This is a genomic window from Terrabacter sp. LjRoot27, from assembly GCF_964254175.1.
Taxonomy (GTDB): Bacteria; Actinomycetota; Actinomycetes; order Actinomycetales; family Dermatophilaceae; genus Terrabacter.
The window spans coordinates 1,072,274-1,084,063 of record NZ_CAXUSS020000001.1; the positions used below are offsets into that span (position 1 = coordinate 1,072,274).

10 protein-coding genes and 1 pseudogene are annotated in these 11,790 nt (G+C 71.3%); 8 read left to right on the forward strand and 3 right to left on the reverse strand.

What is annotated here, in order from left to right:
- Positions 1-61: 61 nt before the first annotated feature.
- The 6 genes from secE to ACSQ2D_RS05045 all read left to right on the forward strand — a co-directional run bounded on the left by secE (position 62) and on the right by ACSQ2D_RS05045 (position 6,385).
- The gene (gene secE, locus ACSQ2D_RS05020) at positions 62-331 is read left to right on the forward strand and encodes a preprotein translocase subunit SecE (RefSeq protein ID WP_435984915.1); all 270 of its coding nucleotides are present in this window, start codon (positions 62-64) and stop codon (positions 329-331) included.
- 83 nt (positions 332-414) lie between these two features.
- Complete coding sequence (gene nusG / locus ACSQ2D_RS05025; protein ID WP_435984916.1) at positions 415-1,299, forward strand: transcription termination/antitermination protein NusG; 885 nt, start codon at positions 415-417, stop codon at positions 1,297-1,299.
- A gap of 97 nt (positions 1,300-1,396) precedes the next feature.
- A complete protein-coding gene (rplK, locus tag ACSQ2D_RS05030) occupies positions 1,397-1,828 on the forward strand; it encodes a 50S ribosomal protein L11 (protein WP_147066061.1) in 432 nt (143 codons plus the stop codon).
- A 118-nt stretch (positions 1,829-1,946) separates the two neighbouring features.
- Positions 1,947-2,663: a 50S ribosomal protein L1 gene (gene rplA, locus ACSQ2D_RS05035; RefSeq protein WP_435984917.1), complete on the forward strand. Its 717-nt coding sequence runs from the start codon at positions 1,947-1,949 to the stop codon at positions 2,661-2,663.
- 530 nt (positions 2,664-3,193) lie between these two features.
- Positions 3,194-4,894 carry a gamma-glutamyltransferase gene (ggt, locus tag ACSQ2D_RS05040; RefSeq protein ID WP_435984918.1) on the forward strand — a complete coding sequence of 567 codons (1,701 nt, stop codon included), beginning with the start codon at positions 3,194-3,196 and terminating at the stop codon, positions 4,892-4,894.
- A 234-nt stretch (positions 4,895-5,128) separates the two neighbouring features.
- Positions 5,129-6,385 (forward strand): choice-of-anchor P family protein, encoded by a 1,257-nt coding sequence (locus ACSQ2D_RS05045; RefSeq protein ID WP_435984919.1) that lies wholly within the window; start codon positions 5,129-5,131, stop codon positions 6,383-6,385.
- Between the two features lie 99 nt (positions 6,386-6,484).
- Here the strand turns inward: ACSQ2D_RS05045 and ACSQ2D_RS05050 are convergent, their stop codons facing one another.
- Positions 6,485-7,435 carry a DUF3152 domain-containing protein gene (locus ACSQ2D_RS05050; protein ID WP_435984920.1) on the reverse strand — a complete coding sequence of 317 codons (951 nt, stop codon included), beginning with the start codon at positions 7,433-7,435 and terminating at the stop codon, positions 6,485-6,487.
- A 320-nt stretch (positions 7,436-7,755) separates the two neighbouring features.
- Here ACSQ2D_RS05050 and rplJ point away from each other — a divergent pair, with 320 nt between their 5' ends.
- Positions 7,756-8,340 (forward strand): 50S ribosomal protein L10, encoded by a 585-nt coding sequence (rplJ, locus tag ACSQ2D_RS05055; protein WP_020143278.1) that lies wholly within the window; start codon positions 7,756-7,758, stop codon positions 8,338-8,340.
- Positions 8,341-8,409: 69 nt separating this feature from the next.
- Entirely contained in the window at positions 8,410-8,796 is a 387-nt protein-coding gene (gene rplL, locus ACSQ2D_RS05060; protein ID WP_020143277.1) for a 50S ribosomal protein L7/L12, read from the forward strand.
- A gap of 303 nt (positions 8,797-9,099) precedes the next feature.
- Here rplL and ACSQ2D_RS05065 read toward each other — a convergent pair.
- Positions 9,100-10,226, reverse strand: a pseudogene (locus ACSQ2D_RS05065) (pyridoxal-phosphate-dependent aminotransferase family protein).
- Positions 10,226-11,617: an FAD-binding oxidoreductase gene (locus ACSQ2D_RS05070; RefSeq protein ID WP_435984921.1), complete on the reverse strand. Its 1,392-nt coding sequence runs from the start codon at positions 11,615-11,617 to the stop codon at positions 10,226-10,228. Before ACSQ2D_RS05070 ends, ACSQ2D_RS05065 begins: the two are co-directional and overlap by 1 nt.
- Positions 11,618-11,790 lie beyond the last annotated feature (173 nt).

Genomic DNA, 11,790 nt, shown 5'->3' on the forward strand with positions numbered 1-11,790 from the left:
TGGGTCACCACGGTCCGGGTGTGGCGCCCGCGGGCCGACACCCAGGCAGAAAGAAGGAATCGTGACGGAGACGAGCGCCAAGCGCGGGTCCGGCCGTGCCGACAAGGCTCGCGGCGGCAACCCCGTGTCGCGCCTCTTCGGCGCGATCAGCCTCTTCGTGCGCCAGATCCTCGACGAGCTGCGCAAGGTCGTGCGGCCGACGGGCCCCGAGCTCGTGCGCTACACGACCGTCGTGGTCGTGTTCGTCGTGATCATGATGGCGCTCGTGTCAGGGCTCGACTTCGGTCTGAGCCGGCTGGTCTCCTGGGTCTTCACCGGCTCGGCGACCTGACGCGCGAGCCACCCGGCCCCGGTCACGGGATGTCACCACCAGCCGTCACCGGCTGGTCCACGAGCAAGGAAGTAGGTCAGAGCGTGTCCGAGCAGTTCGCCCACGAGGGCGCCCCGAACGGCGAGAGCACCGAGAGCGACGTCGTCGACCCCGCGGTCGAGACCGACGAGCTCACGGCCTCCGACGTCGAGTCGGGTGCTGAGGACGACGCCACCGACTCCGACTCCGTCGACGAGTCCGACGAGTCCGACGCCGCCGAGCACGACGATGACGACGCGTCCGCCGAGGACGCCGCCGAGTCCGAGGGCTCCGACGAGTCCGACGAGTCCGACGACGAGCCGGCAGCCCAGGGCAGCGGCGACCCCGTCGCCGACTTCAAGGCCGACCTGCGCACGCGCTTCGGTGACTGGTACGTCATCCACTCCTACGCCGGTTACGAGAACCGCGTGAAGGCCAACCTCGAGACGCGTATCCAGACGCTCAACATGGAGGACTTCATCTTCGAGATCGAGGTCCCCATGGAGGAGGTCACCGAGATCAAGAACGGCCAGAAGAAGCAGGTCCGTCGCGTCCGGATGCCCGGCTACGTCCTCGTCCGCATGGACCTCACCGACGAGAGCTGGGGCGCCGTGCGCCACACGCCCGGCGTCACCGGGTTCGTCGGCAACGCCCACCAGCCGGTGCCGCTGTCGATCGACGAGGTCTTCACGATGCTCGCCCCGAACTTCGAGGCCGCCGCGGCCGCCGACGGCTCCGGCGCGTCGTCGGGCTCCAGCGCCCCCAAGGACGTGCGCGTCGTCGACTTCGAGGTCGGCGAGTCCGTCACCGTCATGGAGGGGCCTTTCGAGACCCTGCCGGCCACGATCTCCGAGATCAACCCCGACACCCAGAAGCTCAAGGTGCTCGTCTCCATCTTCGGCCGGGAGACCCCGGTCGAGCTCTCCTTCGCCCAGGTCGCCAAGATCTGATCGAGGGTCGTACGACCTCGTGCGGCTGACCGCACGAGGACATGCAACCGGGTCATCGCCCAAGGCGTCGGCCCAGCAACACAGAAGGTAGGCATCCATGCCCCCCAAGAAGAAGGTCTCCGGCTTCATCAAGCTGCAGATCCAGGCCGGTCAGGCCACCCCCGCCCCGCCCGTCGGCCCCGCCCTCGGTCAGCACGGCGTCAACATCATGGAGTTCGTCAAGGCGTACAACGCCGCGACGGAGTCCCAGCGCGGCAACGTCATCCCGGTCGAGATCACGGTCTACGAGGACCGCTCGTTCACCTTCGTGACGAAGACCCCGCCCGCCGCCGAGCTCATCAAGAAGGCCGCCGGCGTCGCCAAGGGCTCGGGTGAGCCGCACAAGACCAAGGTCGCCAAGCTCTCCCGCGACCAGGTCCTCGAGATCGCCCGCCAGAAGATGGAAGACCTCAACGCCCACGACGAGGAGATGGCGGCCCGCATCATCGCCGGCACCGCTCGCTCGATGGGCATCGACACCGAGCTCTGAGTCCGCTCAGCTCGACGTCACCCCGGCCGCACGGCATACGGACCGTATGCCGTCGGCCACGTGGGAGGGCCAGCGCTGGCCCGCACCACGACTCCACCACCACGCAAGGAGCAGTTCCATGAAGCGCAGCAAGAACTACCGCGCAGCCGCCGAGCTCATCACGCCCGGCAAGGTCTACGCCCCGCTCGAGGCCGTCCGCGTCGCCAAGCAGACCGCCAAGGCCAAGTACGACGAGACGGTCGAGGTCGCCATGCGCCTCGGCGTCGACCCCCGCAAGGCCGACCAGGCCGTCCGCGGCACGGTCAACCTGCCGCACGGCACGGGCAAGACCGCCCGCGTCCTCGTCTTCGCCAACGGCGACAAGGCCGAGGCCGCCCGTGAGGCCGGCGCCGACCACGTCGGCTCCGACGACCTGCTCGAGAAGGTCCAGGGCGGCTGGCTCGACTTCGACGCCGTCGTCGCCACCCCTGACCTCATGGGCAAGGTCGGTCGTCTCGGCAAGGTCCTGGGCCCCCGTGGTCTCATGCCGAACCCGAAGACCGGCACCGTGACGATGGACGTCGCCAAGGCCGTCGCCGACATCAAGGGCGGCAAGATCGAGTTCCGCGTCGACAAGCACGCGAACCTCCACTTCATCATCGGCAAGGCGTCCTTCGACGAGACGAAGCTCGTCGAGAACTACGCCGCTGCCCTCGAGGAGATCCTGCGTCTGAAGCCGGCCAGCTCCAAGGGCCGCTACATCGAGAAGGCCACCGTCTCCACGACGATGGGCCCGGGCATCCCGCTCGACTTCTCCAAGACGCGCAACCTCCTCGCCGAGGAGGACCAGGCCTGATCGCCTGACCCACGCAGCGCAGAGCCCGTCACCCCTCGAGGGGTGACGGGCTCTCGTGCGTCGGTGCCCGGCCGGGCGCCATTGACTCCGCTCCCGACGCCGACGGTCGGGAGCGGCGTGGAGCGTCGACGGGCGTATGCCGGCACGCTCGCTTCCCGGGACACGGTGCCCGTCGCCGATGCCGCTCCCGACCGCCGACGCCACTCGCTCACTCGAGTGAGCGTTCCGTCCCACTCGAGTGAGCGCTCCGTCCCAGTCGAGTGGCCTCGTACTCACACGGGTCCCGGACCTCGGATCGGTGGGGTGCTCGACGCGATCTGTGGTGTTTGCGCGGGTACGGTCGAAAGATGAGTCGTCACAGCGCACGCACCACGACACGTTCCCGCTGGGTCCTCGGCGCTCTCGTCGTCGGACTCCCTCTGTCCCTGTTGCCGGCCACGGCCGGTGCGCAGCCGACGGTGGCTCCTGCCACCGCAGCGGCTGACCGGGGCTGGCACGGCCATCCCACACCGTTGCCGAAGGTCCCCGTCATGACGGGGTCCGGTGGCGCGGTCAGCTCGGTCGACCGCGACGCCTCGCAGGTCGGCATCGACGTGCTGGCCCGGGGTGGCAACGCCGCTGACGCCGCGGTCGCGACGGCTGCGGCCCTCGGCGTCACGGAGCCCTACAGCGCCGGGATCGGCGGCGGTGGCTTCCTCGTCTACTACGACGCGCGCAGCAAACACGTCTCGACCATCGACGGCCGCGAGACGGCTCCGGCGACGTTCACCGACAAGACCTTCACGGACCCGGCGACGGGCAAGGCCATGGACTTCACCACCGTCGTCAACTCAGGGCTGTCGGTCGGCGTCCCCGGCACACCGGCGCTCTGGGCCAAGGCCCTGCGCGACTACGGCACGTTGTCGCTCAACGCCGCGCTCAAGCCGGCCGAGCGGCTCGCCGCCAAGGGTTTCGTCGTCGACCAGACCTTCGCCGACCAGACGGCGGCGAACGCCGCGCGCTTCTCGGTGTTCCCCGAGACGGCGAAGGTCTTCCTCCGCGACGGCAAGGCCCCGGCCGTGGGCACCGTCTTCACCAACCCCGACATGGCCAGGGCGTACCGCACGCTGCGCACCCAGGGCACCGAGGCGCTGTATGCCGGCCGGCTCGGCCGGGCGATCGTCGCGGAGTCCTCGGCCCCGCACACCAAGGCCGGGACCACGGTCATGGGCGGCCAGATGACGATGACCGACCTCCGGGCCTACCGGGCCCTGACGAAGGCGCCGATCCACTCCGAGTACAGGGGGTACGACGTCTTCGGCATGCCGGTCCCGAGCTCGGGCGGCATCGCCGTGGCCGAGATCCTCAACCTCGTCCAGGCCTACGAGGACCGCACCGGGGTGTCCACGTCCGACCTGTCCGACGTCGACTACCTGCACCGCTTCTCGGAGGCCTCGGCGACGGCGTTCGCCGACCGCAACCGCTGGGTCGGTGACGTCCCGGGCGTGCCGGTCAAGGAGCTGACCGCCCCGGCCTTCGCCGCCGAGCGCGCCTGCCTCTTCGACCCGATGAAGGCCCAGGCCCGGCCCATCCCGTTCGGTTCGCCCGACGGCGCGTACACCTCGTGCGCGCCCGGCACGCTCGCACAGAACGAGCCCTACGAGGGGCAGTCGACGACGCACCTGACGGCCACCGACCGCTGGGGCAACGTCGCGTCCTACACCCTGACCATCGAGCAGACCGGAGGCTCGGGCATCACGGTGCCGGGCTACGGGTTCCTGCTCAACAACGAGCTCACCGACTTCAACTTCACGCCCCTCACGGCGGGCGTCCCCGACCCCAACCTGCCCGGCCCGGGCAAGCGGCCGCGGTCGTCGATGAGCCCGACGATCCTGCTCGACGACGGCAAGCCGTTCCTCGCGGTGGGCTCGCCCGGTGGCGCCACGATCATCACGTCGGTGTCGCAGACGATCCTCGGCTACCTCGACCGCGACCTGTCGCTCGTCGACGCGATCGCCGCCCCGCGCCTCAGCTCACGCAACGGCGCGAGCGAAGGAGCCGAGCCCGCGATCCTCGGAGGCCCGACGGGTGCGGCGCTGACGGCGATGGGGCACAAGCTCGCCTCCGCCGGCACGCCCAACGAGATCGGAGCCGTGACGGCGATCCGCAGCCTGGGCGGTGGCCTGTTCGAGGCCGCCGCGGAGACGACGCGCCGCGGCGGTGGGTCGGCGATGGTGGTCCACCCACGCTGACCCGAAGGGCGACCACGACCACGACCACGAGCCCGGTGAGGCCGGTTCCCGACGGGGACCGGCCTCACCCGCGTCCTGGCGCCTGAGAGGTGGTTGAAACCGCAAAGGCTCCTTTAGCACACAAACCTTGTGATCCCCGCATTCTGCCCATAACACGCCGCGGGGCTGCCTCGTTGGAAGGAGTACATCGGTCAGGGGATCGATGAGCAGGGCATCGATGACAGGAGCTCGACCATGAACAGGAAACTCACCGCGGTCCTCGCGGCGGCGGCCATCTCCGCGATGGCCGCGCCTCTCGGTGCCGCACCGGCATCCGCAGCCGCCCCGGCAGTCGGGGTCTCGGCCTCCGCCTACGGCACCTACGTCGTCGTCGGAGGCCTCGTGCGTTCCGGGCCCACGGCCCTCGCCTCGATCGGCTGCACGACCGCCTTCGGCCGCACGGTCACCGGATCCACGGCCACCGTCACCGTGCCGGCGGTCGGCTCGGTGGGCGCGACGCGCACGTCGGCTGCGACCTCGACGACGTCGGCCTACCGGACCAGCCGCTCCACGGCCACGACCGGAGCGGTCAACCTCCTCGGCGGTCTCGTCCGGGCCGACGCGGTCACGGCCGCCAGCACGGCGAACCTCAGCACGTCGGGTGCCTACACCGGAGGCAACCGCTCCGAGCTGCTCGGCCTCAAGATCGGCGGCCGAGCCCTCAACGCGAGCCCGGCCCCGAACTCGGCCATCACGCTGCGCACGTCGACCGGTGCGGCCCTCGCGACGGTCTACCTCAACACGCAGACCAAGGCGTTCTCCGGCAACGACTGGCGGGTCGGGACGACCGCCCTGCGAGTCGTCATCACGGCGAAGAACTCCCTCGGTCTGCCGATCGGGTCGCGCATCGACGTGGGTGTCGCCAACACCTCGCTGTCGCGCCCGGTCCTGGGCCTCGTCTCCGGCATGGGCTACGCCACGTCGGCCAACCTCGCCAACGGCGCCGTGGCCTCGAGCCGCACCGCCCTCGCGTACCCCCCGTGCACGGGAGGCTCGGGGCGTGCGACGGTGGCCACCGCCGGTGTGCCGGGAGTCGTGTCGTCCGGCACGACGACCACCGACGTCCTCTCCACCATCACGGCCACGTCCCGACGGAGCCAGGTGAAGACCACCATCGGGGCGCCGCGTGTGCTGAGTGGCCTGATCAGCGCCGACACGATCGTCGCCGAGACCTCGGCCGCCCAGACCAGTGCCGGCGCGACCCCGGTCACCACCGACGCCTCGCGGTTCGTCGGGCTGCGCATCGCGGGACTGCCGGCCATCACGTCGTCGGTCAAGCCCAACACGGTCCTCACCGTGCCCGGCCTCGGCCGCGTCACCCTGCACAAGGTGACGCGCACGGCGAAGTCGGTCGAGGTCGTCATGATCGAGGTCGTCACCGACCGGGTCCTGGGCTCGCTGCCGACGGGCTCCGTCGTGCGGGTCGGCTACTCCGCGAGCTCGCTGCTCTGACGCAGCGACTCCCGTGACGGGGCCGCGGCCGGCATCGCCGACCGCGGCCCCTCGCCTGAGTGGGGAGGGCTCTCGCTGGTGGCAGCGCGGACGGAGAGGTCAGGCCGGCTTGGGAGTCGGCCAGGGCCACGCCGTGCAGCCCTTGAGGCCGTACGTCTGCTGCATCATCACCGGGGCCACCTTGCCCGTGCCGCCGCAGTAGGCGTGCGCGTGCCCGATGCCGTGGCCGACCTCGTGGTTGACGAGGTAGGTGCGGTAGCCGGCGATGTCGGTGCCGTAGGCCGTCGCGCCGAGCACCCAGCGGCGCAGGTTGAGCACGACCCGGCCCGAGTTGTGGCAGCTGACCTGGCCGCGGGTCTGCAACGGTGCGCAGAGCTTGTCGGTCGTGTCGGGGCTCGCGAGCGTGATGCGCAGGTCGACGGGGGCGCCCTTGGCCGCAGCGGCGGGGGAGACGTCGACGAAGCGGACGCCGTCCTTCGCCTGCCAGCCCCGTGGGTCGGTCAGCACGGTCCCCACCGTGGTCGCGAGGTCCTGGGCGCTGATGTCGAGACCACCCTCGAGCTCCACGGTGTAGCGCACCGTGCGCCCGGTCGTGGGCGCCGGGCGCAGGGCCTTCTCGGGCATGGGCACGACCGTGAACCTGCCGGACCCCGACTCGATGACCTCGCCCGAGTCGTCCTTGCCGTCGTTCCTCGCGGCACTCTTCGCGCCACCCGACGTCGCGTCGTCGCCACCCGTCGTGCTCGCTTGTCCCGACGAGCCCGACGAGCCCGACGACGAGGCGCCGCCGACCTGCGAGTCGGTCGCGGCGTCGGGGACCCGCTCGACCTGGTCGATCGAGACCGCGGGCGCCGTCCCGGCAGCCATCGCGGCGCGAGACGCCCGCGAGACCGCTCCCTCGGGGATCGGCTCACCGGCACCTGCGGACGTCACGACCCAGAGGTCGGCGGCCACGCACAGCACGACGGCCAGACCCGCCCACGTCCGGCGGCGGCGGATCGCCTGCCGCTGTGCGGGGGTCGGGCGGCGGACTGCGCTGCCACTCGCCATGGGTGCCACGGTAGGTCACGTACCCGGTGCGGTGGGGGATCGGGCGTCGGACCCGCCGACGGCCGTCCTGCTCGATTTGGTCCGGGGCGGGTCGTGCCCGTACTGTGGTCCACGACCAATGACCGCCGGTTGGAGGGCGTGGGCAACCACGATCTCCCGAAGGTTCCGCACGATGCGGGCAGCCAGCGCAGGACACTCAGCCTCACGGCATACCTCGAGTATGCCGCTGCGAGCCCCGAGCGCCCTGCGCCGGGGCTCTTTTCGTGCAGGCCCTCCGGGCCCCTTCGACAGGCGGCACCACGCAAGGGAAGGAGGCCCAGATGGCGAACTCCGAGAAGACGGCTGCCATTGCCGAGATCGCGGACAAGTTCCGTGAGTCCGGTGCGGCCGTTCTCACCGAGTACCGCGGTCTGACCGTGGCCCAGCTCTCGCAGCTGCGCACCTCGATCCGGGAACACGCCACCTACGCCGTGGTCAAGAACACGCTCACGGAGCGCGCCGCCAAGGAGGCCGGTATCACGGCCTTCGACGGTCACCTCCAGGGCCCGTCGGCCATCGCCTTCATCACCGGTGACCCGGTCGAGGCGGCCAAGGGTCTGCGTGACTTCGCCAAGGCACACCCCCTCCTCGTGATCAAGGCTGGCGTCCTCGACGGCAAGACCTTGTCCCCCGAGGAGATCACGAAGCTCGCGGACCTCGAGTCCCGCGAGGTTCTCCTGGCCAAGCTTGCGGGCGCCATGAAGGGCTCCCTCAACAAGGCCGCCTACCTCTTCGTCGCTCCTCTGTCGCAGACGGCCCGCGTGGTCGACGCCCTGCGCCAGAAGGTCGAGGCGCAGGGTCCCGCCACGCCGGCTGCCGCCGACGAGGCAACCACCGACGTCGCCGAGGGTGGCGACGAGAGCTGATCGCGCTCCTGCGCACCAGCTCGATTCAACAACACGCCACTCACGGCAATATCTAGGAAGGAAGCCACCATGGCGAAGCTCAGCACCGACGAGCTCCTTGACGCTTTCAAGGAGATGACCCTCATCGAGCTCTCCGAGTTCGTGAAGCAGTTCGAGGAGACCTTCGAGGTCACCGCTGCTGCCCCCGTTGCCGCGGTTGCCGCCGCTGCCGGTGGCGGCGCTGCCGCCGTCGAGGAGGAGGAGAAGGACTCGTTCGACGTCGTTCTCACCGCCGCGGGCGAGAAGAAGATCCAGGTCATCAAGGAGGTCCGCGCGCTCACGAGCCTCGGCCTCAAGGAGGCCAAGGACCTCGTTGACGGCGCCCCCAAGCCCGTCCTCGAGGGTGTCGACAAGGCTGCGGCCGAGAAGGCCAAGGAGCAGCTCGAGGGCGCCGGCGCCACCGTCGAGCTCAAGTGATCTGACCCGGCTCAGCCGGGATCACTGCTGTACCGCGAAGGCGGGTCCGACCTCTGGTCGGGCCCGCCTTTCGCTGTCTTCGATGGCATGGTCGCGGGGGTGGGTCGCGGTCGCGGCGTGTGACGGCGCTCGCGGCGTGGAGCGTCGGCGGGCGTGTGCCGGCATGCTCGCTCCCAGCGCACCGGCCCGCCGCCGATGCCGCGAGCACCGCCACGCCCCCCGCCCTCCCGTCGAGTGCTCAGTCACTCCCGTCGGGTGCTCACTTCCGAACGTCGAGTGGGCACTTCCGCGCAGCGACGACCGTCAGGCGGCGTGGGCCAGGGCGTCCTTGAGGGCTGCGAGGACGAGGGCGACGCGGTCGGGGCGGGCGTTGTGGCCCATGAGGCCGATCCGCCAGACGGTGGAGGCGAACTCGCCCACCCCGGCGCCGATCTCGAGGTTGTGGCGCTCGAGGAGGTAGCCGTGGACGGCAGCCGAGTCGACGCCGTCCGGGACCCGGACCGTCGTCAGCTCGGGGAGGCGGGCGCCCTCGGCGGCGAAGAGCGTCAGCCCCATCGACTCGAGTCCGTCCTGGAGGAGGCGACCGGCCTCGGCGTGGCGGTCCCAGACCTTCTCGAGGCCCTCGTCGGCGATGCGCTGCAGGCCTGCGTGGAGGCTCGCGACCATCGCGGTGGGGGCGGTGTGGTGGTAGGTGCGCTTGCCGGAGCCGGAGGCCTCACCGACGTAGCCGCCGAGCAGGCCGAGGTCGAGGTACCAGGAGGACGGCTTCTCGACGCGTCGGCCGAAGGCGCGGTCGCTGATGGTGAAGGGCGCGAGCCCGGGGGCGACGCCGAGGCACTTCTGGGTGCCGGCGTAGCCGATGTCGATGCCCCAGTCGTCGGCGCGCAGCTCGATGCCGCCGATGCTCGTGACGGCGTCGACGAGCAGGAGCGCGTCGCCCTTGACCGCACCGAGGGCGGCGATGTCGGAGCGGACGCCCGTGGACGTCTCGGCGTGCACCGCGGCGATGATCGTGGGGGACGGGTGGGCGGCGGCGACGCGCTCGGCGTCGACGGGCGTGCCCCAGTCGTGGTCGACCCGGACGACCTCGGCGCCGTGGCGGCCCGCGACGTCGACCATGCGCTCACCGAAGAGGCCGTTGACGGCCACGACGACGACGTCCCCGGGGGAGACGGTGTTGACGAAGGCGGCCTCCATCCCGCCGACCCTGTCGCCGAGAGGGGGAGGGTGCGGCGGTTGTCGGTGCCCCAGACGTGGCGGAGCAGGTCGCACGTCTCGTCCATGATCGCGAGGAAGTCGGGGTCGAGGTGCCCGAGCAGGGGCGCCGCGAGGGCGAGCGTCGCCTCGGGGTAGGGGTTGCACGGGCCCGGGCCGAAGAGGTGCCGGTCGGCGATCGGACGACGGGTGGTGATGGGCGGCGTCGCGGTCATCAGAATCCTGCTCCGGGGTTGAGGATGCCCTGCGGGTCGAGGGCGTTCTTGATGCGGTGGGTCAGGGCCATGACGTCGGGCCCGAGCTGCTCGGGCAGGGCGGCCCGCTTGAGCCGGCCGACGCCGTGCTCGCCGGTGATGGTGCCGCCGAGCCCGATGGCGAGGCTCATGACCTCCGAGAAGGCCTGTGCTGCGCGGGAACCGGCGTCGGCGTCGCCGGCGGGGTAGACGATGACGGGGTGCGTGTTGCCGTCGCCGGCATGGGCGACGACGGGGATCTCGAGGCCGTGGCGGCGGGAGATCTCGGCGATGCCCGTGAGCAGGTCGGGCAGGCGGGGCACGGGCACGCCGACGTCCTCGAGCATGATCGCGCCCCGGCGCTCGATGGCCACGATCGCGGCGCGTCGGGCCGCGACGAACATCTCGCCCTCGGCGGCGTCCGTCGTCGTGAAGCACTCCCGCGCGCCGCCGTCCTGGCACAGGCGCTCCATCACGGCGATCTCCTCGCCGCGGGCCGCGCCCGGGGCGTCGGACTGGGCGAGCAGCATGGCACCGGCCCCGCGGTCGAGTCCCATGCTGCGGTGGTCCTCGACGGCGTTGACCGACGCCTGGTCCATGAGCTCCATCATCGACGCCCGCAGGGTGTTGCCGATGGCGACGACGACCCGCGCCGCGTCCTCGACGGTGTCGAAGGTGGCGACGAGGGTGGCGGGCGGCGCCTGGGCCGGGACGAGCCGCAGCGTCGCACGGGTGACGATGCCGAGGGTGCCCTCGCTGCCGACGAAGAGCTTGACGAGCGAGAGGCCCGCGGTGTCCTTGACGCGCTGGCCGCCGAGGTGCACGAGCGTCCCGTCGGCGAGGACGACGTCGAGGCCGAGCACGTAGTCGGTCGTGACGCCGTACTTGACGCAGCACAGGCCGCCCGCGTTGGTCGCCACGTTGCCGCCGATCGAGCAGATCTCGAACGACGACGGGTCGGGCGGGTACCAGAGCCCGTGCTCGGCCGCGGCCCGCTTCACCTCGACGTTGAGGACGCCGGCCTCGACGACCGCTGTGCGCGTCGTCGGGTCGATCTCGACGGTTCGCATCCGCTCGAGGCTCAGCACGATGCAGCCTTCGATGGCGTTCGAGCCGCCCGAGAGCCCGCTGCCCGCACCGCGCGGGACGACGGGCACCTCGTGCTCGCCGGCCCAGCGCACGGCCGCCTGCACGTCGGCCGCGCTCCTGGCGCGGACCACGGCGAGCGGCACACCGGCTCCGGCGTCGGCCGTGTAGTCGAAGCGGTATGCCGCGACGCTGTCGGGCTCGGTCAGCAGCGCACCGGGCGTCAGGGACTCGGCGAGCCCGTCGAGGGCGCGCAGGTCGGGAGCGTCCTTGCTCACTGTCGTCACCGGTCCACCGTAACCACGACCGGCCGCGCGGCGCGTCCCGGGCGAGCCGATGACGTATGCCGTCCCGCCGGGTCACGCACGAGCCCCCTGTCCTGCCCCCGGACGCCGGCACCTGGACCTGCTGCGGCCACGCCCCGCCGATCCGCCGACCGGTCCCGGTAGGTTTGCGCGCA